The 22521-nt window shown below is 68.8% G+C and carries 19 protein-coding genes; 6 read left to right on the forward strand and 13 right to left on the reverse strand.

Features of this window, described 5'->3' with window-relative positions; all coding sequences use genetic code 11:
- Nucleotides 1-903, reverse strand: a complete 903-nt coding sequence (locus tag ACTJKH_RS15960) for a transporter substrate-binding domain-containing protein (protein WP_259160387.1) — start codon at nt 901-903, stop codon at nt 1-3.
- Between the two features lie 176 nt (nt 904-1079).
- On the opposite strand from ACTJKH_RS15960, the gene ACTJKH_RS15965 reads away from it, so the two are divergent.
- Complete coding sequence (locus ACTJKH_RS15965) at nt 1080-2675, forward strand: PucR family transcriptional regulator (protein ID WP_440737726.1); 1596 nt, start codon at nt 1080-1082, stop codon at nt 2673-2675.
- Nucleotides 2676-2679: 4 nt separating this feature from the next.
- Here the strand turns inward: ACTJKH_RS15965 and ACTJKH_RS15970 are convergent, their stop codons facing one another.
- The 5 genes from ACTJKH_RS15970 to ACTJKH_RS15990 all read right to left on the reverse strand — a co-directional run bounded on the left by ACTJKH_RS15970 (nt 2680) and on the right by ACTJKH_RS15990 (nt 10302).
- Nucleotides 2680-4242 carry a sigma-70 family RNA polymerase sigma factor gene (locus tag ACTJKH_RS15970; protein WP_440737727.1) on the reverse strand — a complete coding sequence of 521 codons (1563 nt, stop codon included), beginning with the start codon at nt 4240-4242 and terminating at the stop codon, nt 2680-2682.
- Nucleotides 4243-4501: 259 nt separating this feature from the next.
- Complete coding sequence (locus ACTJKH_RS15975; protein WP_440737728.1) at nt 4502-5149, reverse strand: hypothetical protein; 648 nt, start codon at nt 5147-5149, stop codon at nt 4502-4504.
- Nucleotides 5146-6108, reverse strand: a complete 963-nt coding sequence (locus ACTJKH_RS15980) for a class C sortase (RefSeq protein WP_440737729.1) — start codon at nt 6106-6108, stop codon at nt 5146-5148. The genes ACTJKH_RS15975 and ACTJKH_RS15980 overlap by 4 nt, the downstream gene beginning before the upstream one ends.
- A gap of 123 nt (nt 6109-6231) precedes the next feature.
- Nucleotides 6232-7713, reverse strand: coding sequence for a SpaH/EbpB family LPXTG-anchored major pilin (locus tag ACTJKH_RS15985; RefSeq protein WP_440737730.1), 1482 nt, complete (start codon nt 7711-7713; stop codon nt 6232-6234).
- Between the two features lie 66 nt (nt 7714-7779).
- Nucleotides 7780-10302 (reverse strand): prealbumin-like fold domain-containing protein, encoded by a 2523-nt coding sequence (locus ACTJKH_RS15990; RefSeq protein WP_440737731.1) that lies wholly within the window; start codon nt 10300-10302, stop codon nt 7780-7782.
- 214 nt (nt 10303-10516) lie between these two features.
- Here ACTJKH_RS15990 and ACTJKH_RS15995 point away from each other — a divergent pair, with 214 nt between their 5' ends.
- Nucleotides 10517-11164 carry a LysE family translocator gene (locus ACTJKH_RS15995; RefSeq protein ID WP_210097029.1) on the forward strand — a complete coding sequence of 216 codons (648 nt, stop codon included), beginning with the start codon at nt 10517-10519 and terminating at the stop codon, nt 11162-11164.
- A 9-nt stretch (nt 11165-11173) separates the two neighbouring features.
- On the opposite strand, the gene ACTJKH_RS16000 is transcribed toward ACTJKH_RS15995, so the two are convergent.
- The 4 genes from ACTJKH_RS16000 to ACTJKH_RS16015 form a co-directional block, all read right to left on the reverse strand.
- Nucleotides 11174-11974: a DUF1206 domain-containing protein gene (locus tag ACTJKH_RS16000; protein WP_440737732.1), complete on the reverse strand. Its 801-nt coding sequence runs from the start codon at nt 11972-11974 to the stop codon at nt 11174-11176.
- A 61-nt stretch (nt 11975-12035) separates the two neighbouring features.
- Nucleotides 12036-12671 (reverse strand): GyrI-like domain-containing protein, encoded by a 636-nt coding sequence (locus tag ACTJKH_RS16005; RefSeq protein ID WP_440737733.1) that lies wholly within the window; start codon nt 12669-12671, stop codon nt 12036-12038.
- 102 nt (nt 12672-12773) lie between these two features.
- The gene (locus ACTJKH_RS16010; protein WP_440737734.1) at nt 12774-13634 is read right to left on the reverse strand and encodes an AraC family transcriptional regulator; all 861 of its coding nucleotides are present in this window, start codon (nt 13632-13634) and stop codon (nt 12774-12776) included.
- Between the two features lie 88 nt (nt 13635-13722).
- Nucleotides 13723-14892 (reverse strand): ROK family transcriptional regulator, encoded by a 1170-nt coding sequence (locus ACTJKH_RS16015; protein WP_440737735.1) that lies wholly within the window; start codon nt 14890-14892, stop codon nt 13723-13725.
- A gap of 85 nt (nt 14893-14977) precedes the next feature.
- Here ACTJKH_RS16015 and xylA point away from each other — a divergent pair, with 85 nt between their 5' ends.
- Both xylA and xylB read left to right on the forward strand, forming a co-directional pair.
- A complete protein-coding gene (gene xylA / locus ACTJKH_RS16020; RefSeq protein WP_440737736.1) occupies nt 14978-16165 on the forward strand; it encodes a xylose isomerase in 1188 nt (395 codons plus the stop codon).
- Nucleotides 16166-16170: 5 nt separating this feature from the next.
- On the forward strand, nt 16171-17457 hold the full coding sequence (gene xylB, locus ACTJKH_RS16025; RefSeq protein WP_440737737.1) for a xylulokinase: 1287 nt from the start codon (nt 16171-16173) through the stop codon (nt 17455-17457).
- Nucleotides 17458-17533: 76 nt separating this feature from the next.
- On the opposite strand, the gene ACTJKH_RS16030 is transcribed toward xylB, so the two are convergent.
- From ACTJKH_RS16030 to ACTJKH_RS16040, 3 genes are read right to left on the reverse strand one after another with little or no spacing between them, the layout of a single operon-like run.
- Complete coding sequence (locus tag ACTJKH_RS16030; protein WP_440737738.1) at nt 17534-18595, reverse strand: Gfo/Idh/MocA family protein; 1062 nt, start codon at nt 18593-18595, stop codon at nt 17534-17536.
- Nucleotides 18592-19320 (reverse strand): cupin domain-containing protein, encoded by a 729-nt coding sequence (locus ACTJKH_RS16035; RefSeq protein ID WP_440737739.1) that lies wholly within the window; start codon nt 19318-19320, stop codon nt 18592-18594. Before ACTJKH_RS16035 ends, ACTJKH_RS16030 begins: the two co-directional genes overlap by 4 nt.
- Entirely contained in the window at nt 19317-20444 is a 1128-nt protein-coding gene (locus ACTJKH_RS16040; RefSeq protein ID WP_440737740.1) for a Gfo/Idh/MocA family protein, read from the reverse strand. The genes ACTJKH_RS16035 and ACTJKH_RS16040 overlap by 4 nt, the downstream gene beginning before the upstream one ends.
- 100 nt (nt 20445-20544) lie before the next feature.
- On the opposite strand from ACTJKH_RS16040, the gene ACTJKH_RS16045 reads away from it, so the two are divergent.
- Both ACTJKH_RS16045 and ACTJKH_RS16050 read left to right on the forward strand, forming a co-directional pair.
- A complete protein-coding gene (locus tag ACTJKH_RS16045; protein ID WP_440737741.1) occupies nt 20545-21537 on the forward strand; it encodes a LacI family DNA-binding transcriptional regulator in 993 nt (330 codons plus the stop codon).
- A gap of 13 nt (nt 21538-21550) precedes the next feature.
- On the forward strand, nt 21551-22486 hold the full coding sequence (locus ACTJKH_RS16050; RefSeq protein WP_440737742.1) for an NAD(P)-dependent oxidoreductase: 936 nt from the start codon (nt 21551-21553) through the stop codon (nt 22484-22486).
- Nucleotides 22487-22521: the final 35 nt, after the last annotated feature.

The following is a 22521-nucleotide window of genomic DNA, read 5'->3' on the forward strand; positions in this document are numbered from 1 at the left end:
TCAGCCCTGCGCCACGTTGACGCGGGCGTCGGTGATGGCCATCGACTCGAGGCCGTAGTCGGCGAGGAGCTTCTCGTACTCGGGCGAGGCGATGACCGCGTCGAGAGCGGCGGCGATCGCATCGAGAGTGCCCGCGTCGTGGGGGATGCCGACGGCGACGGGCGCGAAGTCGTTCTCGTCTCCGACCTCGAGCTTCGAGTCCTGCGACACGGCGTACCCGAGGATCGGCGAATCCGCGTAGACGACATCGGCACGGTCGCTCAACAGCGCCGAGACGGCCTGCCTCGTGTCCTGGAACTGCAGGATGTCGAGCGGCTTCTCCCCCGCATCCTGGCAGGCCTGGTCGAGGCCGGGGACGTTCACGGTGAGCTGATACGACCCCTTGAGCACCGCCACGCGCTTGCCGCACAGCCCGTCGAAGGAGAGGTCCTGAGGATTGCCCGTGGGCACGGCGAGCGCGCTTCCCATCTGCACGTAGTCGACGAAGTCGAGCTGCTTCATGCGCTCCTCCGTCGGCGTCATGGATGACACGGTGAGGTCGTAGCGGCCCGCGCTCATGCCGGGGATGATCGTGTCGAACGTGGTCACATCGATCTCGAGATCGAGGCCGAGCGCCCCGGCGATCAGTCGCGCGATGTCCGGGTTGATCCCCGTCATCTCCTGCGTGCCCTCGCGATAGAACTGCGTGGGCGGCTCGTTCGTCGGGATGGCGACACGCAGCGTCCCCCCGTCCTGCAGGGCGTCCGGAAGGAGCGCGACGGCATCGGCGACCGGCTTCATCGTGATCTCGTCCGCGGGCGGTTCGGTCGTGCCCTGCGCCGCGCAGCCGCCGAGCAGGATCGCCGCGCCGAGCATGGCGACGGTCGTCATCGACCGGCGCCGGAAAGCGTGAGTGCTGTTCATAGGAGTGTCCTGTCGGGGCGACGGTGCCCGGAATCCATCGGCACGGGAAATACGAGCGATGGTCGGATTTCTCACGAGGTGCCCCTTCGACCTCGTACTCTCAGTCTTACGGGCAACCGATCTGATCGATATGTAGATTGCTATGAGAGTTGCCTTCCTCGAATGGAGAAGTTTCCATGGATGTACCTTCGGATCCTCTCGACGACCGCGCACCGACTCTTCGCGATGCGCTGCTCATCGGCGACGGTGCTCTCTCGTCGTCGTCCGGCGACGCCGAGGCCACCGCGACCACGTTCACCGGGGTGGACTTCTACGATCCGGCGGTCGACGTGGCCGACTATCGCGATCGCATCGTGCTCGCGGCCGGGGTGGCCCCGACCGATCTGCCTGCGCTGGCCACCGCTCTCGCTGCCGCAGGGGCTGCCGCGCTGGTCGCCCGCCGCACGGAGGACGCGACCCCGTCCGGCGAGCACCCCGACTGGGAGCGTTCCCTCCCCGTGCTCCGCCACCTCGACGGCGACTGGGCACAGCTCGCGGACATCCTCAGATCGCTGCTCAGCGCCCACTCGATCGGGCACGTCACCGGAGTGCGAATGGGCGACCTCTTCGGCCTCGCCAATGCACTCGCGACTCTGGGGGACGGCGCGGTCAGCATCGTCGACGCCACCGGTCAGGTCGTCGGCTACTCCACACACAGCGAACAGCCCATCGACGACGTCAGGCGACGCACGACACTGCTGCTGCAGGAGGAGATCCCCATCTCGTCCGACGTCGAGTACCAGTCGCTGCTTCGCGCTCACGATGCCCGGCACTTCCCGTCCGACACCGATCAGTTCGGCCGGGTCGGCATCGCCGTGCGGGCATCCGGCGAGCTCCTCGGCTCTCTGTGGGTGATCCAGGTCGATCCGTCGCTCTCGGCGCGCACCCAGCGACTGCTCGAGGAGATGGAGCCGATCGCCGCGCAGCACCTGCTTCGGGCCCGGGAGGACGCCGCCGATCGAGATCAACGCAATTCGAGCCTCCTGCGCACTCTTCTCGAAGACGAACGCCACGCCCGCAGCGCGGCGTCGCAGCTGCTCATCCGCCCCGAGGCCGGCTGCACGATCGTGTGCTTCCGGGTGGACACGTTCGACGAGGTCGATGCGATGCGCGGCCTGCACCGTCTGCTGCATCTGGCGACCAGCGTGTCGAGCGCCGCCTTCCCCGGCTCGCACAGCGCCGTCATCGGAACGCAGGTGGTGACTCTGATCCCCGGATCCATCGCGGCGCGAGCCCACACGTTCGCCCACTCGGTCATCCGCACCGACGCCGCGCTGCTCGCCGGGATCGGCACCCGTGCGTACGACATCAACGGCATCGCCAGGTCGCACCGCGAGGCGGGCGCCACCGCAGGAGTACTGATGGCCTCGCCGATCTCGGGTGATCGACACAGGCAGGTCCGCATCGCCACGTTCCACGAGATGCGCGACCGCCTGGCGATCCTGCAGGTCACCGACCTGATCGAAGGACTCGACGCGGCCGTCGGCGACTCCGCGAGCATCCTCGCCGAGCACGATGCCGCGCAGGGGACCGACCTCTCCCGGACCATGCGCATCTACCTCGATCATCTCGGCAACGTTCGGGAGACGGCCACCGCTCTGCACGTTCACCAGAACACCGTGCGGTATCGCCTCGACGTCGTGCGCAACGACCTGGGGATCGATCTCGATTCGCCGGATACGCGCCTGTGGCTGTGGCTGCGACTGTCTGTCGCGTCGCGCGCACCCGCCTGACGCATCATCCGACGGCCTCCGGCAACGGAACCGTCACTCCGGAGCGACCGGGGACGCCATCGGTGTCGGTGTCCGTGTCCGTGTCGGTGTCGGTGTCGGTGTCCGTGTCCGCGTCGGCGTCCGCGTCGGTGTCCGCGTCGGCGTCGGTGTCCGTGTCGGTGTCCGTGTCGGTGTCGGTGTCGGTGTCGGTGTCGGTGTCGGTGTCGGTGTCGGTGTCGGTGTCGGTGTCGGTGGACGATGATCCGCTCGGCGCAGTCGGCGAGGCGGGCTCGGACGACGCCGGGACGGGCATCGTCACCGTCGCCGACGATGAGGGTCCTCCGCCGAGGTCGGGGTCGCCGTGCGGACCTGTGACGAGCACCTCGCGGCGGGTGTCGGATGGGTGCGGCATCACGGGAGACGGAGAGGGAAGCTGCGTGATCTCGGCCTGATCCGGCGCGCGGGCGCCCGAGGGATGCTCCTCGGCCGGCACCTGCGTCTCGACCACCGACGAGGCGTCACCGGTCGTCTCAGGGGCGGGCACGACGAGCAGCGCGCCGGCGACGACGACCGCCCCGGCCGCGACCACCGTGGCGGCGACGAGAGCCGCCCACCCGCCCGCCGACACGGCCACGGATGCGGCAGCATGCGAGGCGAGGCCGACACCCTCGGTCAGCGCCGCGACGCTGGGTATCGACAGGGCGGGCGTGGCCGACGCGGACGAGCCTGACGTCACGAGCTCCGACCACGGCTCCGCATCCGGGAAGTCGTCCGCCGACGCCGCGTCGTGGTCGGGGTACAGCCCCAGCGCGACGCCGCCCAGGAGAGCCGCGGGAAGAACCGTGCGGAGCCGCTGAGACACCGTGTCGATCTCTGCCGCGACGAGCTGACAGCCGCGGCAGGTGCTCATGTGCGCCCGGAATCGGACGGCGTCGTCACCACGCAGACGACGCTCTCGCTGCGTCACGACCCGCTCGCAGAACCACCGGCAGTCGTCGGAACGCGACGGGTCGTGGATGTGTGCCTCCAACCACGCCCGGCGGAAGCTGTCGCGGGCACGGAGCGCGAGCGCCGACACGGCATTCGGCGTGATTCCCATGAGCGGCGCGAGTTCGCGCGGCTTCATGCCCTCGACCTCGAGATACCAGAGCAGCGTCCGGTGCCGAGCCGACAGCGTGCCGAAGACGGCCGCGACGCTCGACCGCTCGGAGATCCGCTCGATCGGGTCGCTGCCTTCGCGAGCCAGCTCGAGTTCTGACACGACCTCGATCGACAGCATCCCCGACTCTCTCGACCATCGAGCGGCGGTGTTGCGCAGCGTCGCGAGGAGGTAGGGGCGGAAGGCGTCGCTCGGGCCGCCACCCGCCTTTGTCACCCGCAGGATCGACGCGAACGCCTCGCTCACGAGGTCGTCGGGATCGACGGAGGGAGAGATGGCGCGGGCGGCACGACGGGCGGCGGCCACATGTCGCCGCCACAGGAGCGCGAAGTCCCCGATGTCGCCACCGCGCACGGCGCTGATGATCTCATCGTCAGACGGTTCGGTCGGCAGTTCGTCGTCACCGTCGAGGGGGGTCGTATGGTTCATGCTGCTCCGGAGAGAAGGGGCATCCACCGAGAGGCCGGCGCCTTCGTGGCGGGTGAGGGACGAGGCTTTGGGGGTGCCTCGTCCCTCCGACTCTCGTAAGGGTCGATTCCGCAGTGCGTGAGTCGGCCGGGGAGTGGACGAGTCTCGCGAAGCGGCGCGTCGGCCGGGAATCCGACGCAAGGCCGATGGCCATACTTACAAGACCCTGACGACCGAGAATCGTGACGAACCGCCCGGAAATTCGCTGCGCCGGGGTTCATCAGCCGGCGTCGGACGGCGTGCCCACGGGCGCGAGGGCGAGGAAGCGCATCTTGTTCTCGCCGTAGAAGCAGGTCTGCACCATGAACTCGCCGGACATTCCGACCAGCTCTTCGACATTCGACCATTTGGGCGTGTGCCGCTCCTCCACGACCTCGTAGACGACGTCGGAACCGTCGACCCTGACCCGCTGACCGATCTCCCACCCGAGGATGACGTCGCCCCCGCAGTTGTTGTGCGCGGCGAAGAGAGGTGGGACGCCGTCGATCCGGTAGCTGATCATCTCGGTGAACGTGCCGTCGCAGTGGTCCAACTCGACCATGCCGCCTTCTGCGCCGAGCCGGATCACCGGCAGCTCATCGGGGGCGAAGATCCGCTGCAGCTGCTTCTGCACGCCGACCTTGATGTCTCCGGTCACCCTGTCGACCATGGCGGGCGCGAAGATCGACGCGGTGAGGAAGGCGATCCCGACACCGACGAGCAGGATGCTGCATGCGAGCAGTCCCACCCGTCGTCGGCGTCGCCGGGGCACGGGCTCCGGCTCGGAGGTCGGAGCCCGACCGACGCTTCCGTCGACTCGGCTCGCTTCGGCGTGCTCCGCCGACATGCGGGCCGTCACGATGCCGTCCTTCACGATGCGGGCCGTCACGATGCCGGCATTCCCTCGACGTGGGTCGCGCGGCGCCGCGAGCGCCGATCGCGAGGACGACGCGGCATGACGATGATGGCCGCGAGGGCAGGAACCCCGACGACGAGCAGCGCCCACCACGGGAACCCCGCCGGCCCGGTCGCGTCGTCGATCGTGGTGACGGCCGATGCGTCGGAGGGTGCGTCGATGCGCTCGGCGCGCACCAGCAGGCGGTGTGTGTTGACCCCGGTGGGGGTGCACGTCACGAGCGTGAGGTAGTCCTTGCCCGGTACCTGGCGGAGCGCCTCGGTGTCGTCCGGAAGCACGGTCATGGTCTGGTCGACCTCGTAGTAGAGGTCGTCACCCAGGGTCGTGACGACGATGACGTCGCCCTCGACCAGTTCGTCGATGTCATCGAACAGGGTCGCCTGCACGAACCCGTTGTGTCCGGTGAGCACCGTGTGCGTCCCCGGTCCGCCGACGGGGAGCGACGATCCGTAGAGGTGGCCCACCCCCCGTGCAAGGGTGTCTTCGCTCGTTCCGTGGAAGATCGGCAGGTCGACGTGGATCTTGGGGATCCGCACACGCGCCATCGCGTCGGTGCCGTCGGGGTTCAGGGTGTCGAAGTAGGCGGCGGCTCCCTCGCCGATCGCGGTCTGCTGGCCGTCGGCTCCGAGCGCGTACGGATCGCGCAGCGGCCCGGTCGGCAGGTGCTCGTTGTAGGTCTTCGCATCCGCGAGCATCCGCGTGATCGCCTCGTCGGGGACCTGCTCGACGGACTGCACGTACCCGTCGACGTCGGTGTCATGACTCCACGCCGAGAACCATGACGCCGCGGTCGGGTAGACCAGCACGACGATCCCGATCGTGGCGATGAGCATGACGATCGTCTGGCTCCACCCCCAGCGCGCGCGCCGCACGTGGACACGTGCGGGAGGCGTCGTGCGGGCATCCGGAGCGGATGCGTCGATGAGGGTCATGCGGAGCTCTCCGAGTCGATGAGAAGTGGAGGTGGGGCGGATGTGTGCGGATGTGGTGCGGACACGAATGGGCCGTGCGGGGGAAGGGACCTCAACACCTCCCCCGCACGGCCGGTCTTCGGCTTACGCCTCGGCGTTGGCCTTGCGACGGCTGCGGATGGCGAGGAGCACCGCTCCGGCCAGGAGCAGGACGCCACCGGCGAGGAACAGGGTCGTTCCGGCGCCACCGGTCAGCGGAAGCTTGAAGCCCGCGTTCGAGGGCACGTTGACGACCTCGAGGTCGACGCCGACGGCCGTGGTGGCCGCGGTGACGGTGAACTCGATCGGCGCTGCGAGCAGCTCGAATCCGTCGGGTGCGACGGTCTCGGCGAGCCAGTACGTCTGGTATCCGTCGTCGCCCACGGCGACAGCGGCGTTGTCGGCCCAGTCGGAGTAGCGCAGACCCGAGATGGTCACGGTGCCGTCAGCGGCGACCGCGAAGTCGGTCGATCCGCCGAGTGCGATGGCGTTGGTGCCGTCGATCGCGTCCTGCTGCGTCGGGTACACCGAGAACACCGCACCGGTCAGCGGAGCGCCGGCCTTGTCGGTCTTCTCGACCGTGATGTCGCCCCACTTGGTGATGACCTCAGGGGTGACCGTGGGGCCGCCGGGCTGGCCCGGGGCGACCGTGTAGGAGCCGAGGTTCGGGTACAGCACCGCGGTGTTGGCGATCTCGCCGACCGCGTTGACCTCGGCCGTGAGCACGACCTGCACCTGGGTGGTCGGGTGAGCGGCGAGCACAGAGAGGCCCGACGCGGTGAACTCGACGGTGACGGCGTTCGTCGCGGCATCGTGCACGACCGTGTAGTCGGTCGCTGCCAGCGGGGTGCCGTCGACGAGCGTGACGGCTGCGCTGACGTAGTCGAGCTTGGCGTCGAGCGTGTCGACGATCTTGTAGCCGTCGATCGTCGCGACGTTCGGGATGTCGGTCGTGATCGTGTAGTCGATGTCGTCGCCGAGCTTGACGTCTTCCGAGTCCTCGACCGTCTTGGTCGCGCTGGTCAGAGCGTTCTTCGGGTACACGTGCACGTCGTAGAGCCAGTTGTCGTCAGACGCCGGGTCGGTCAGCGGCACCGTGACGAGGAACGGGGCGACCGCGGTCGATCCGCTCAGCGGTGCCGTCTCGACCACGAAGTACAGACCGAGGTCGAGGTTCGCGAGCGCGATCTCGCCGTTCGCGTCGGTCAGGGTCTGACCGCCGACGGCACTGGCCGTGTAGCCGGCCGCCGTGATGTCGGCGACGCTGTCGGGAGCGAGGTCTGCGAGGTCGTTCGCGTCGACCCATCCCTGGTTGCTCGTGAGGTCGATCGTGTCGACCTTGTAGACCGTGAAGCCGACTCCGGGCAGAGGCGCCAGGGCGACGTTCTGCTCGGTGCCGTCGTTCGGAAGACCGGTCGGCGTCTCGGGAGCCTCGAACTTGTGGATCGTCAGCGAGCCGGTGGCGTCGGGGTCGACGAGGTTCGGGGTCGCAGCGCTCGCGGGTGCGGCCAGGGTCAGGGCGGCGACGCCTGCGACGAGCAGGCCTGCCGCGACGCGGGAGCCGCGCCGGGTGTTCGGATTGTTCACTGTGTCTCTCTCTCGGTGGCCAGGTCGCCCTGGCGGTTTCAGGTGATGGGGGTCAGGAGGCGCAGATCAGCTCTGCTGGTCGTGCGCATCGGCGCGGGCATGACGACGACGGATCCGGAACGCGAGTCCGCCGGCGATGAGCACGGTCAGGGAACCGGCGAGGATGTAGGGCAGCGGCCCCGTCCCTCCGGTGGTCGGCAGGTTCATCGCCGGCACGTCATGCACGGTGATGATCTGGCCCGCAGCGGTCACGGCGGCGTCACCACCCGAGACGATGCTCACGGTGCGGTCGGCGTTGATGATGAACTTCACCGGAGCCGCGAGCAGGCTGAATCCGTCTGGGGCGGTCAACTCGCTCAGCCAGTACGTGCCCGCCGGGATGCTGTCGATCTGGAACAGTCCGGTCTCGACATCGTCGATCGCGAACGGGAGGGCGGCGCCCGGGGCTCCGTTCGCGTCTGCGAGCACCGCGAACGAGGATCCGTCCATACGCACCCACGTGTTGGCGGAGGATTCGCCGACCTTCTCGATCTTCAGCGGGATGCGGAAGGGCTCGATGGGGGTCTGGGTGCTGTCGTCGTTCGACCGCACCGGTCCGCCGTGCGGGTCCTTGCCCGTCGAGTAGGCCGTGTTGACGACCTTCTTCGCGTCGACGTCGGCCTGGGTGATGACGTAGGGCGCGTTGGCGACGCAGTGCGCGATCTGGGTCGGCGCGATCGTGGTCGGAGTGCAGGTGACGGTGATGTTCCGCTGCGTGAGCCTGTCGTCGATCACGGTGATGTTCGCGACCGTCACGTTGCCGGTGTTGGTCACGTCGAAGGCGTACATGATGTGATCACCGAGCCCGGTCACTCCGTCGTGGTCGACGTCGACGACCGACGCCGTCTTGTCGAGCACGAGGGTGGGAGTCCATACGGCCGGGATGATCTCGTCATCCGTGTCGGTGACATCGGGCCCGACCGTCGGCGTTCCGGTGGCGCGTGCGACGTTGGTCAGCGGTGCGTTGTCGAGGTCCGCCTGCTGCACCACGTAGGTCGCCGTGCAGGTCATCGTGGCCCCGCTGGCGAGCGTGGATCCCTGTGCCGGGGTGCACGACAGCGTCGTCATGTCGCCGACACCCGAGAAAGCGTCCTCGGTGATGCGCACGTTGGTGAGGTTCGTGTTGAGCGTCGTGTTGGTCGCGGCCTTGGGAGTCGTGTTGGTCGCCACGAAGGAGTAGGTGATGACGTCCCCGACCTTGCTGTACACCTTGTCCGGGTCGGTGTCGCTGGTGACGGCGACACCGTTGACCGCGGTGATGCGCTTGACGATGTCGATCGACGGCTGGATCACCTCGAGCGACGCGTTGGCCGGCGGGTTGAGGTTCGTGGTGATGTTCGCCGGACCGTTGATGTACGTGCCGTTGACCGTCGAGGTCACATCGACCGTGATCGTGCAGGAGGCCGCACCGAGCGCGAGGTCGCCGCCGGTGACCGAGACCGAGGTTCCACCGGCCTGGGCTGTCACCGCGTAAGCCGCGCCCGCGCGCTGCACGCAGGTGCCACCCACGTTGGGCACTGCGGCGATCTTGAGGTTCGCCGGCAGCGCGTCGGTGATGAACCAGTCGGTCTTGGCCATCAGGTCGCTCGTGTTGGTGACGGTCAACGTCATCTTCGACGTCGCGCCGTTCAGGATCACGGTCGGGCTGAACGACTTGTCGAGCTGGGGCGTGACGTCTACGATCTGCGGGAGGTCGAAGGCGGCATCGTTGCCCGAACCGCTCGCGGTCGCGTTGTAGAGCGAGAGGCCCAGGTTCGCCGTCGTGCCGACGGGGATCTGGTACGCCGCGGACTGCAGTTTCTTCACCTGCGGACCCCAGTTGGTGCTGTCCGAGCACGGATTCAGCCCCGTGCTCAGCACGATGGGGGTTCCGTTCACGATGAGCGAGAAGGTCTCCTTCGGCTGGTTCGCGCCTCCGACGGCGGGACAGCTCGTCGCCGCGAAGTACGCGGAGACCGCGTAGTAGTGGCCGGCGACCGCCGGGATCGTGTTGACGGTCCGGAACTGCGTGCCCGCCGCGATGGTTCCGTTCGCGCGGTTGGTGTACTCGGAGAGCACCTGATTGGACTGGGCCTGCGCCGCGGTCTGTCCCTGAGCGACCCCGAGCGCGACGGCCATGTCACGCAGCTGCTGCCAGCCGTCCGGCTGGTTGTTGAGGCAGCCGGTGTCCACGGCGGGGAGGGGCGTCGCGAAGTTGAGGATCCAGCCGTTGCACTGCAGGCCGGCGGGCGTCCACTGCACGTCCGCCGTGTAGGTCGAGTTCGCGGCCGCGGCACCGCCGACATACGTCGTGATCGGGAGGGCGGCGAGAGATGCGTTCTGGTTCGAGAAGTTCTCGGTGTACACCGGCGTTCCCGCCTGCGGGGTGCCGGGAGTCCCGGGAACGGTGGCCGCAGCCGTGATGCCCGTGTTCGGAGCGAGCGTGCCTCCTGCGACGAGCACACCGGCGACGGCGAGCACGCCGAGAAGGCGTGTGAACGCCCGTCGTCGCGGCACGGCCGCTGTGCGCGACGAGCTGCGCGTCGTGCGGTGAAGTGAGCGAATGCTCATGTGTGTCCCAATCCCGGTACGCCGGACGCGCCACCGCGTACGGCGAAGCGACGTCGGCGTGAGCCTTGTCCCCGAAGTTCTTGTGTTGTCCCCAGTGCGATACAGGCAACAGAGGCTGCCCGTCACATACCCAGACCCCGGCGCGGAGCTTTCATGACGGTCCCGCCGAAACTTTTTCTGATCGGCGCGGTGGGAGCTGCCCTAGGCTCGCAGCATGTTCAGCGTCGAGACCCTCACGACCTTCGTCGTCGCGGCGTTCATCATGGTCGTGATCCCGGGTCCGACCGTGCTGTTCACGATCGGGCGAGCGATGTCTCTCGGCAGGCTCGGCGGGTTCCTCAGCATCGTGGGCACGGCGATCGGGTCGATCGTGCTGGTCGTCGCCGTCGCGCTGGGCGTGGGCACCGTCGTCGCGCAGTCGGTCGTGCTCTTCACGATCGTGAAGGTGCTCGGCGCCGGCTACCTGATCTACCTCGGCATCCAGGCCATCCGGCATCGGCGGGACGCCGCCGAGGCGATGACCGGGCCCGTGCCGCGGAGGTCAGGCCCTCGTCTGCTGGTCGAGGGGTTCGTCGTCGGGGTCACCAACCCCAAGTCGATCGCGTTCTTCCTCGCGATCCTTCCTCAGTTCGTCGACCTGCACGCAGGGTCGGTGCCGATGCAGCTCTTCGTGCTCGGGGCGATCGTCGTCATGATCGGCGTCGCCTGCGATGCGCTCTGGGTGCTGCTGGCGAGCGCCGCGCGCGAGTGGTTCGGTCGATCCCCGCGCCGCATCGAGGCGATGAGCGCCACGGGTGGCGGTCTCATGATCGGACTCGGTGTGTTCCTGCTGGTGTGGAGCGAGAAGCCTGCGAGTGCCTGAGGCCTCGCGTCACATCCGCGCGAAGCGCGCGCGAACGATCGAGAAGACGCCGTAGACGGCGAGGCCCACGCCGACCAGCCACAGCAGAGGTTCACCGAGGGGCAGATCGGTGATGCTGCGCAGCGCGCCGTCGAGGCCCGCCGCCTTGTCGGGGTCCTGCGTCCAGGCCGCGACGACGAAGAGCGAGCCGGTCACCATGATCGCGATCCCCTTCGCGATGTAGCCGACGCTGCCGAGCGCGACGATGCCGACGCGAGACGGCCCCGCCGGTATGTCCATGGTCTTCTCGAAGCCGCGCGTGCATCCGATCACGAAGAACCCCGCTCCCGCTCCGGCGACGCTGAGACCGAGGATGACGAGCAGGACGAGTCCGCCGGGCGCGGCGAGTATCGCTCTGCTGAGGGTCTGCATCGTCTGCTCGGATTCGATGTTCCCTCCGAAGGCGAACACGAGTGCGAGCCCGGCGATCACGAGATAGGCGGCGGCGATGCCCAGCATCTTCAGTCGCAGCCCCCAGCGGCGGGCGTCGTCTCGGTTGGCGGAGAGCAGACCGCTCGCGACCTCCCACACCGCCAACGCGATCAATCCCGCAGCCACTCCACCCAGCAGCAGTCCGCCGACGGGTGTGGACCGGATCACCTGCATCGCGCCGTCCTGATCGGCATCCCCTCCTCCGCCCGTGGCGATGGAGACGGCGAGGGCTCCGATGATGATGTGGACGAGCCCGACGACCACGAACCCCGCGCGAGCCGTGCGTCGGAAGCCGTCAGAACGCTGCGCCGTGCGCGCGACGTCTTTCGGGGTGCCCATCCTTGAAGGATATCGCCGGACGCGAACCGCCCCGTGGGGGTTGCGCCGGCGCGCGGCAGGCTCAGCCGATGCGCGCGACGGGCTGCCGAAGGATGGTGCGGAGCTTCGCCGGTTCGACCCGACGGACATCGCTGAGGTAGATCTCGTGATGCAGCCCCGTCATGCCGAGGCCGCTGTCGGGGATGAAGCGATGGTGCAGATCGTCGAGCACAGGAGCCTCGTCGTCGTACGAGCCGACGTGCAGGGTCTGCACACAGAGTCCCTCGTGGAGGGTCTCGAGGCGCACCGATCGCAGAGCCGGAGAATCCTGCTTCTTCTTCGCGAGTTTCGCGGCCACGGCATCGACGGCGTCATCGAACATCTCGCGCGTGACGTGGTCGGGAACCATGATCATCAGGGTCCACATCCACTCGGACTTGTCTCGCCTCGTGGTGAACGACTCCATGTCGGGTGCGTGCCACAGTCCTTCCAGCGGCATCACGACGGTGTCGATCCCGAGCTGCTTCCTGCTCTCGAACTTGAGCGTGTAGGCGAGCGGGAACAGCGCCGTGACGGCATCCGAATAGGCCGTCGCCGTATTCGGATCTCCCGCGCCGTCGATCATCAGGTACTGCATGGCCGGGACCTCGAGGATGCGGAACTCGCCCTTCTTCGCCCTGTACGCATCGAGCGTCTTCTTCGGATCGACCGCAGTCATCGACGTGTCCTCTCTCCACCCTGATGCGGCGCGTGGCCGCCCGCACAGTGTCGCACGGGCCGCCGACGTCGGGTGGGCGAGTGATCACCCACCCGATCACGGTCAGTGCTGCTCGACGGCGAGCCAGAGCTCGCACGCCGCGTGCGTGCCCGTGAACTCGAGGTACCGGACGATCGAGGGGCCCGGTCGGAGCCTCCACGGGTTCGACGGGAACCATTCGGTCGCCGTCGCCGCCCAGAGATCCTGCAGGGTCTCGGGGAACGGGCCGGACGCGGCGAAGACCGCCCAGTGACCGGCATCGACCCGGAGGATGTCGAGGTCATCGGGAACCGCAGCCGTCGGATGCACGGAGACTCCGTGCAGATAGGTCAGCTCCGTGCCTTCGGCCGCATCCGGTTCGATGTCGCCTGTGACCGCGAGGATCCCCGCGGGCTCTCGGTCGCTCAGGTGCTTGAGCCTGACATGCTCCTCCGGCGCGATCGAGGCGATGTGAGCCTGGATGTGCGGACTGACTCCGACATGGATCAGGGGGACTCGTGCGGCATGCCCCACGAGCACGAGCTCGGGCATGGTGGTGATGGTGACGTCCATCGGGGTACTCCCTTCGACGCTCAGGCGGAACCGGAGCGTGGGTTGTGTGCGGAGAGGACCCCCGTCGCGGCGTGCGTCGGCGGCGCTGATCCCGTGCACAGCACGGAACGCGCGGCCGAACGCCTCGGTCGAGCCATAGCCATGGCGCACGGCGACGTCGAGCACGTTCGGCGCACCCGAGACGAGTTCGGCTCCCGCCAGCGTCATCCGACGGCGTCGGACGTATTCCGACAGCGGCATGCCGGCCAGCGCCGAGAACATGCGCCGGAGGTGATACTCCGTCGTCCCGTGCGTGCGGGCGAACTCGGCGATGTCGATCTCCGACCCCTCCGCCTCCACGCGATCGACCAGGGCGTTCAGCATTCCGATCATGAGGTCCTCCTTTCCCCACCATCGTCCGTCGAGCGCGTCCCGCACCACCCGATCATCCGCGTCGGATGCGATCAGTCGCGACGACGGATCAGCCGCGAACCCCCGGATCGGCGAGCAGCTCGGCGAACGCCAGTTCGGCCGCGCCGATGAGGAGTCGGTCGGCACCGAGCGCGGCCGCGCGGATCTCGAGCCCCTCGACGCTCTCCGACATCGCGAGGATGCCGACGTCGGCGGCGATCTGCTCGGTGCGCAGGTCGGCGATCGTGGCGAGGAATCCTCCGAGCACGACGAGCGCCGGGTTGAGCACGTTCACCGCGTTGGCCAGTGCACTCGCGAGCACATGCGCCTGCCGGGTGACCTCGTCGGCCACCGCGGACGACTCCGACGAGGTCAGCTCGGCGTCGAGCGTCTCGTCGTCGGCCGCGTCGAGGCCGACCGCTTCGAGCAGCAGCCGACGGCTCACCTCGGTCTCGAGCACGCCGTCGGCGGTACGACGGTCGTCATCCGCCGAGATGCGCGGACGGTTCTGTCCGAACTCCCCGGCATACCCTCCTGCCCCCGCGACCGGGCGTCCGTGGATGATGAGGCCTCCACCGATGCCCGAGGCGCCGCCGTTGAGGTAGACGATGTCGTCGATTCCCCGGCCCGCGCCGTAGCGGTGCTCTGCGATCGCCCCGAGGGTCGCGTCGTTGTCGACGAAGGTCGGCGCGGCCGTCGCCGTCCGCACGAGATCGGCGAGAGGCACGTCGCGCCACTCCAGATGCGGGGCGTTGCGGACGACGCCGTCCGAGGTCCGGACGAGACCGGGCACGGCGATGCCCACCGCCTCGATCCGCGCATCCGCGAGCACACCCTGCCGCCACGCGTCGATACGCGATGCGATCGTCTGCGTCACCTCGCCGGGTGAGGGCACGCTCGCGTTCGGCAGTCGCTCGCGCACCAGGATGCTGCGGTCGAGGCCGACCGCGGCGATCTCGACCGCATCCACCTCCGGGTTCACCGCGATCGCGACGACTCGCGCCGATGCGGTCACCACGGGCGAGGGGCGCCCCACGCGGCCGGGGAGATCAGGCACCCGTTCGTCGACAAGACCACGTCTGACCAGCTCGGCGACCAGATCGGCGATCGTCGACCGGTTGAGCCCGGTCGCTTCGGTCAGCGCCGCCCGCGACTGCGCGCCGTCTTCGTGCACGAGCCGCAGGATGCGGGCGAGATTGTGCGGGCGGGTGCCCAGCGCGGGGCTCGGCGGTGTCGGCATCCCTTCACTGTAGGGGGTGGACGCATCTTCTGTCATGATATATGTTGTCACTCACAACTTATCCGCGAACTGCACAGGAGCAGCCATGCCAACCCCTACCCGTGACGACAAGTTCTCCTTCGGCCTCTGGACGATCGGATACAACGGAGCCGACCCGTTCGGCGGCCCGACCCGCCCCGCCCTCGACGTCGTGCACGCGGTCGAGAAGCTCGCCGAGCTCGGCGCCTACGGCCTGACCTTCCACGACGACGACCTGTTCGCGTTCGGTTCGACCGACGCCGAGCGCCAGACGCAGATCGACCGTCTCAAGGGCGCGCTCGCCGACACCGGTCTGGTCGTGCCGATGGTGACCACCAACCTGTTCAGCGCACCGATCTTCAAGGACGGCGGCTTCACCTCGAACGACCGCGACGTGCGTCGCTACGCGCTGCGCAAGGTCTTCCGCCAGCTCGACCTCGGCGCCGAGCTGGGTGCGCAGACGTTCGTCATGTGGGGCGGCCGCGAGGGCGCCGAATACGACTCCGCGAAGGACATCCGTCAGGCCCTCGAACGCTACCGCGAGGCCGTGAACCTGCTCGGCGACTACGTCACCGACAAGGGCTACGACATCCGCTTCGCGATCGAGCCCAAGCCGAACGAGCCCCGAGGCGACATCCTGCTGCCGACGCTCGGCCACGCGATCGCGTTCATCGACTCGCTCGAGCGCCCCGAGCTCGTCGGTGTGAACCCCGAGGTCGGTCACGAGCAGATGGCGGGGCTCAACTTCACCGCCGGCATCGCGCAGGCTCTCTTCCACGGCAAGCTCTTCCACATCGACCTCAACGGACAGCGCGGCATCAAGTACGACCAGGACCTCGTCTTCGGTCACGGCGACCTGCACAACGCCTTCTCGCTCGTGGACCTGCTCGAGAACGGCGGACCCGGCGGCGTGCCCGCCTACGACGGTCCCCGCCACTTCGACTACAAGCCCAGCCGCACGGAAGACGAGAAGGGCGTCTGGGACTCGGCGGCCGCGAACATGCGCACCTACCTGCTGCTGAAGGAGCGGGCGGCGGCGTTCCGCGCCGACCCCGAGGTGCAGGAGGCGCTCGCCGCCGCCCGAGTCGACGAGCTCTCGACGCCGACCCTCAACCCCGGAGAGAGCTACGACGACTTCCTCGCCGACCGCTCGGCGTACGAGGACTTCGACGCGAACTCGTACTTCGGAGGCAAGGGCTTCGGCTTCGTCCGACTGCAGCAGCTCGCGACCGAGCACCTGCTCGGCGCTCGCTGATCGTCATGCCGCTGGTTCTCGGGGTCGACTCGTCGACCCAGTCCTGCAAGGTCGTGGTCGTCGACTCCTCGACCGGGGCGGTCGTCCGCTCCGGCCGCGCGTCGCACCCCGACGGGACGTCCGTCGACCCCGAGTCCTGGTGGCGCGCGCTGAGCGCGGCGATCGCTGAGGCAGGGTCGCTCGACGACATCGAGGCGTGGTCGATCGGCGGTCAGCAGCACGGCCTCGTCGCACTCGACGAGACGGGCGCCGTGATCCGCGACGCTCTGCTGTGGAACGACACCCGGTCGGCCGGAGCGGCGCAGGATCTGATCGACGAGTTCGGTGCCGAGGAGCTGGCTGCCCGCACGGGGCTCGTGCCCGTGGCATCCTTCACGATCACGAAGCTGCGCTGGCTTCGCGACCACGAGCCCGAGAACGCCGCCCGAGTCGCCGCGGTGGCGCTGCCGCACGACTGGCTGACCTGGCGGCTGCGCGGCTTCGGACCCGAGAATCCCGCCCTCGACGAGCTGGTCACGGACCGGTCGGATGCGTCGGGAACCGGATACTGGAATCCCGCGACCGGAGAGTACGACCGCGAGCTGCTAGCCGCTGCGCTGGGCCACGACGCAGTCCTCCCCCGCGTTCTCGCGCACGACGAGGCGGTGACGGATGCAGCCGGGCGACGCGTCGGAGCGGGAGCGGGCGACAACGCGGCGGCAGCTCTGGGACTCGGAGCCGTGCCGGGCGACGTCGTCGTGTCGATCGGCACATCGGGAACCGTGTGCGCCGTCAGCACGACGGCGATCGCAGACCCGAGCGGAACCGTGGCCGGCTTCGCCGACGCCTCCGGGAACTTCCTCCCTCTGGTCGCGACGCTCAACGCGGCTCGAGTGGTCGACGTCACTGCGGCGCTGCTCGGCGTCACGCACGATGAGTTCAGCGCTCTCGCGCTGCGGGCGACTCCCGGTGCTGACGGACTGACGCTGCTCCCCTACTTCGAGGGCGAGCGCACGCCCAATCTGCCGGATGCCACGGCATCCCTCACGGGCATGACACTCGCGTCGACGACCAGGGAGAACCTCGCCCGCGCCGCCGTCGAGGGGATGCTGCGGGGCCTCGGCGCCGGACTCGACGCGCTCCGCGACCTCGGCATCCCGCTCGAGCGCGCCCTGCTGATCGGCGGCGGCGCGCAATCGGAAGCCGTACGTCGGATCGCACCGGAGATCCTCGGTCTCACGGTCGAAGTGCCGGAGCCCGGCGAGTACGTGGCCCTCGGCGCCGCGCGTCAGGCGACCCAGCTCGTCGGCTGACCGGCTCCTCGCGCGCCGCTCGCCCGTTCGGGAGGAGAACTGCGCTCTCCTCCCGAGCAGGTGAAGGCGGATGCCGTCAGCCGGCGAGCACCCGCGCATCGCGCTGCGCGACGATGCTGAGCTCCGCCGCCGTGAAGGCGTGCGCCTGGGTCATCGCGTTCTCGGTGCGATCGAGGCAGTCTCGGATCAGCTGCCCGAAGAAGGGATACCCCGTCTGACCGGTGGCATCGAACCGGAACTGACCGTCCTGATTGACGAGCAGCACCTGCCCTCCCCCGGTGTCGGTCGTGATGTCGACGTACTTGCGCAGCTCGATGTAGCCGTCGGTGCCGAGAAGCACGGTGCGCCCGTCGCCGAACACGTCGAGCCCCGCCGGGGTGAACCAGTCCACGCGCACGTATCCGGTGGTGCCGTTGTCGAGCACGACGTGCGCATCTCCGAAGTCCTGCAGCCCAGGGGTCTCGGGATGCGCGTAGTTGGCGACCGTCGAGCTGACGATCTCTCCGTCGGTCGCGCCCGTGTAGTAGAGCATCTGCTCGAAGTTGTGGCTGCCGATGTCGCAGATGATGCCGCCGTACTGCTCGGGGTCGTAGAACCAGTCGGGGCGCCCGGTGCCGATGCGGTGCGGCCCGAAAGAGGCGACCTGCAGGACGGTGCCGATCGCCCCCTGCTCGATCAGCTGTCCTGCGAGGATCGCCGCCTCGGAGTGCACGCGCTCGCCGTAGTACACGGCGAATTTACGGCCGGTGCGCTCGACGGCGTCACGAGCAGCCGTGAGGTCGTCGGTCGTCGTGATCGCGGGCTTGTCGGCGAAGAAATCCTTGCCCGCATCGAGAACGCGCACCCCGAGCGGCGCTCGCTGATTCGCGATCGATGCACTCGCGACGAGCTGCACCTCGGGGTCGTCGAGCACCTCCTGCTCGCTCGCGGCCGGGCGGGCCTGCGGGAACCGTGCGACGAAGTCCGCGACCTTCGCGGGATCGTCGTCGAAGACGAGCGAGAGGGTCGCGCCGGCGTCGATGAGCTGCTCGACCATCCCGTGGATGTGTCCGTGCGCCAGCCCCACGGCTGCGAAGACGAACTCGCCGGGGCCGACGACCGGTTCGGGCAGCGGATCGAAGGTGTAGGTGCGGGTCATCGGTCAGTCTCCTCGTCGGTCACGTCATAGGTTCGCAGGCGTCCGCACATGCCGAATCCGCGCTCCCCCACCGAGGGTAGGGCCTGGTGGACCCGGGCGTCGGCGAGGTGCGTCACCGAACCGGATGCCACCGCTTCGGCGAGCGCGAGCGACTGCTCGGCCTGGGCGAGCGGACGCTCTCGCACGAGGTCGCCCCAGGCTTCGGCACGATCACGCACGAGTGCACCGGCCGCCGCGCGGAAGGCGTCGAGTGCGGCGCGATCGCCGGCGACAACCGCATCACGCAGAGTCTCGAATCCGGTCACGGCGAGATCGCGGCGTGCGGATGCTCGCTCGGCGCGCCCGTCTTCGGCTCCGAGCGACGCCGCTGCCGCATAGGCATCCGGGTCGGCCACGATCTCTGCGGGGAAGGTCATCACGGCATCACCCGCCTCGGGCAGCCCGGCGTTGCTCATCAGCACCACGACCCGCAGGTCACCCCGGTTCACCGCACGGTGGACGGTGCCGGGGGTGAACCAGACGACCGCTCCCGCCGACAACGGCGTCTCTCGGAAGCCGTCACCATCGATGGTCTGCAGCGCACCCTCCCCCGAGATCACCACGTACGCCTCGGTCGAGACGAGGTGCATGTGGGGGCTGCCTCCGCAGATGCCGTCGGGTGCGGCATCCGTGTAGACGTCGAGATGAGACAGCGAGGTGCCGCCGGGGAACGAGGACGCGGTCACGATGCCGCCTCGGTCAGTGAGGCCTTCTTCTCGAAGAAGTGCGGCGCGTTCGCCACGAGCTGGCCGGCCCGGTAGTACGGGTCGGACGCCGCGATCGGGAGGGAGACGAACTGCCTCTCGAAACCCGCTTTGTAGATGGCAGTGACCACCTCGACCGCGTTTCGCCCGTCCTGGCCTCCGGCGATCGGTGGCCTGCCGTCGCGGATCGCGCCGAGCAGGTCGCCGATCTGGCCCTCGTGCCCGAGATGAGCGAGAGGCGTGCGCGCGGCGACCAGCGTGTCGATGCGCGCCACCACCTCAGGATCGCCACCCTGCTCCGGAAAGCCGTCGGCGCGAGCGCGCTCCGCGACGACCGAGAACGGCTGCGAGACCTGAGCATTCGCGCCCTGGATCACGATCGCCTGCTCCTGTCCGTGGTGCACGACCGAGCTGGTCAGCTGCGCGAGGCCCCGGTCGTAGCGGAACACAGCGACCGAGAGGTCTTCGACCTCGGCGTTGTCGTGCTGCGCGTTGGCCAGCATCGCGGTGATCTCGGTGGGACTGCCGAGCAGCCACAGCAGCAGGTCGATGTGGTGGATGGCGTGGTTGAGAGTGCAACCACCGCCCTCCTTCTCCCACGTGCCGCGCCACCACAGGTCGTAGTAGGGCAGCCCCCTCCACCACGCCGAGTCGACGCGGACGTGCGAGATCGATCCGAGCAGCCCCGAGTCGACGACGTCCTTGAGGGTTGCGAGGTCGTCGCGGAAGCGGTTCTGCGCGACGACCGACAGCACTCTGCCCGAGCGCTCCTGCGCCGCGAGCATTGCGTCGCACTCTTCGAGCGACGGGGCCATGGGCTTCTCGACCAGCACGTCGATGCCCGCGTCGAGGGCGGCGATCGCGAGGGCCGCGTGCGTCGAGGGCGGGGTCGCGATGCTCACGAGGTCGACCAGACCCGACGCGATCATGGCGAGCGGGTCATCGAATGCCGCGGCTGCGAGCTCGAAGGTCTCAGCCTTCTGCGCCGCCTTGCCGGCGATCACGTCGGCGAGCGCGACGATCTCGCAGTCACCCGGGAACGCGAGGTATCCGTTGATGTGGGCATCGGCGATCCCGCCGGTGCCGATGATTCCGACCCTGAGCATCCACTGCCTCCTCGATGAGGTGTTACTACGTATTACTAAGACGTAGTAGATACTATCGAGGGAGACACCGGTCACGTCAACCCCCGAGAGGATGGATGCCATGGAGAAGCGCCCGACGAGCCATGACGTCGCCCATCTCGCCGGGGTCTCGCAGTCCACCGTGTCGTTCGTCTTCACCGGCCGCGCCGGGATCTCGGAGGCGACGCGTGAGAGAGTCCTGCGCGCGGCATCCGAGCTCAACTACCGGCCCAACCTCGCCGCACGATCGATGCGCACGCAGCGCACCGGTCGCCTGGCGGTCGTCGTGCCCATCACGACGATGAATCCGCTCACTCTGCTGTCGGGCGCGATCGCCGCTGCCCGCGACGAGGGGTACGTCGTCGAGGTGGTGAGCCTGCCCGACGACGCGGCAGAACGCGTCGAGCGCCTGGGCGAGGTCGTCGACTCGGGGCAGTACGAGGGCGTACTCGGGTTCACCCCACTGCCTTTCACCGACACGACGGGCGGCGGGCCGATCGTGCTCTCGGTGGGCGAGTTCGACGACGCCATGCACATGACAGGCGAGTTCACCGACTCCCGTCCGATCGCCGAGATGATCGAGCGACTCGCCGCCCAGGGTCACCGGCGCTTCCTCCACCTCGCCGGCGCTGAGGACTTCCCCTCGGCGCGAGCCCGCAGAGACGCCTACCTCGCGACGATCGATCGACTCGGACTCGAGTCCCTCGGCGTGACCGACGGCGACTGGAGCGGGAAGGCCGGAGAGGATGCCATCGACGCGCTGCCCGACGACACGCCCCCGCTCGCCGTGATCGCCGCGAACGATGTCATCGCCACGGGCGCCATCCGAGCCGCCACGCGCCGCGGGTGGAGGCTCCCGCAGGAGGTCGCCGTGACAGGGTGGGACGACCACCACCAGAGCGCGTTCCTCGTTCCGTCGCTCACGAGCGTCGTGCAGGACCGCGAACGCCTCGGTGCGTACTCGATGCAGCGGCTCATCGCCGCCGTGCGGGGCAGCGAGCCACCACAGAAACCCGACGGCCTGCTCACGATCGTGTGGCGTGAGTCGACCGAATCCCCTCAACCTCCAATGTGAAAGCGGAGTCCCCATGAAGATCCTGATCCCGAACACCATCGACCTGCCGGTGAGCGCCGACGTCGAGACCGTCGTCTACGACATCGATGCCGAGATCCCCGCCGAGCACCGCGACGCTGAGGTGCTGGTCGTCTGGCACAACTCGTCGGCCTGGCTGCAGGAGGCTGCCCGCGCGCTGCCGAAGCTCAGGCTCGTGCAGGCGCTCGCCTCGGGTGCCGATGCGGTTCTGAACGCCGGGTTCGGTGACGAGGTGCGGATCTGCTCGGGTCGCTCGCTGCACGACGGACCGGTCGCGGAGCACGCGCTGGCGCTGATCCTCAGCACGGTGCGGCGTCTCGACCGTCTGCACGACGCGCAGCGCGACCACCGCTGGGACGACGAGGTCAACGACGCACAGAGCGCGCCCGACACTCAGCGTTCATACACGCTCGCCGGCGCCCGGGTGACGATCTGGGGCTTCGGCTCGATCGCCTCGACGCTCGCGCCGTTCCTCACGGCCCTGGGCGCCGATGTCCAGGGCATCGCCCGCACGGCGGGAACCCGCTCGGGCTACCCGGTGCACGCGGATGCCGACGCGACGGCGATCCTCGCGGAGACCGATGTGCTCGTGTCGATCCTCCCCGCGACGGCCGAGACCACCGACCTGTTCGATGCGGAGGTCTTCGGCGCGCTCAAGCCCGGCGCTGCGTTCGTGAACGTCGGCCGAGGTGCGACGGTCGACGAGGGCGCGCTGATCGACGCACTGGGCTCGGGGCGACTGCGGGCGGCCGCGATCGACGTCGCCAAGTCCGAGCCGCTTCCGGCATCCGATCCGCTGTGGGATGCGCCGAACCTGCTGATCACGCCGCACATCGCCGGCAACCGCCCCGTCGACGCCGCACAGCTGGTCGACCAGAACGTCATCCGGCTCGCCGCCGGAGACGACCTCGTCAATCAGGTGCACCCGTAGGGTCTGGACACCGCGCGACGAGCGGCGCATGCTGA

Source organism: Microbacterium sp. 22215 (assembly GCF_052045655.1).
GTDB classification, from domain to species: Bacteria; Actinomycetota; Actinomycetes; order Actinomycetales; family Microbacteriaceae; genus Microbacterium; species Microbacterium phyllosphaerae.

Excerpts from the sequence above, each read along its gene's own strand:
- ACTJKH_RS15960 (WP_259160387.1), bottom strand. The coding sequence starts at position 903 with ATGAACAGCACTCACGCTTTCCGGCGCCGGTCGATGACGACCGTCGCC.
- ACTJKH_RS15965 (WP_440737726.1), top strand. The coding sequence starts at position 1,080 with ATGGATGTACCTTCGGATCCTCTCGACGACCGCGCACCGACTCTTCGC.
- ACTJKH_RS15970 (WP_440737727.1), bottom strand. The coding sequence starts at position 4,242 with ATGAACCATACGACCCCCCTCGACGGTGACGACGAACTGCCGACCGAA.
- ACTJKH_RS15980 (WP_440737729.1), bottom strand. The coding sequence starts at position 6,108 with ATGACCCTCATCGACGCATCCGCTCCGGATGCCCGCACGACGCCTCCC.
- ACTJKH_RS15990 (WP_440737731.1), bottom strand. The coding sequence starts at position 10,302 with ATGAGCATTCGCTCACTTCACCGCACGACGCGCAGCTCGTCGCGCACA.
- ACTJKH_RS15995 (WP_210097029.1), top strand. The coding sequence starts at position 10,517 with ATGTTCAGCGTCGAGACCCTCACGACCTTCGTCGTCGCGGCGTTCATC.
- ACTJKH_RS16000 (WP_440737732.1), bottom strand. The coding sequence starts at position 11,974 with ATGGGCACCCCGAAAGACGTCGCGCGCACGGCGCAGCGTTCTGACGGC.
- ACTJKH_RS16005 (WP_440737733.1), bottom strand. The coding sequence starts at position 12,671 with ATGACTGCGGTCGATCCGAAGAAGACGCTCGATGCGTACAGGGCGAAG.
- ACTJKH_RS16010 (WP_440737734.1), bottom strand. The coding sequence starts at position 13,634 with ATGATCGGAATGCTGAACGCCCTGGTCGATCGCGTGGAGGCGGAGGGG.
- ACTJKH_RS16015 (WP_440737735.1), bottom strand. The coding sequence starts at position 14,892 with ATGCCGACACCGCCGAGCCCCGCGCTGGGCACCCGCCCGCACAATCTC.
- xylA (WP_440737736.1), top strand. The coding sequence starts at position 14,978 with ATGCCAACCCCTACCCGTGACGACAAGTTCTCCTTCGGCCTCTGGACG.
- xylB (WP_440737737.1), top strand. The coding sequence starts at position 16,171 with ATGCCGCTGGTTCTCGGGGTCGACTCGTCGACCCAGTCCTGCAAGGTC.
- ACTJKH_RS16030 (WP_440737738.1), bottom strand. The coding sequence starts at position 18,595 with ATGACCCGCACCTACACCTTCGATCCGCTGCCCGAACCGGTCGTCGGC.
- ACTJKH_RS16040 (WP_440737740.1), bottom strand. The coding sequence starts at position 20,444 with ATGCTCAGGGTCGGAATCATCGGCACCGGCGGGATCGCCGATGCCCAC.
- ACTJKH_RS16045 (WP_440737741.1), top strand. The coding sequence starts at position 20,545 with ATGGAGAAGCGCCCGACGAGCCATGACGTCGCCCATCTCGCCGGGGTC.
- ACTJKH_RS16050 (WP_440737742.1), top strand. The coding sequence starts at position 21,551 with ATGAAGATCCTGATCCCGAACACCATCGACCTGCCGGTGAGCGCCGAC.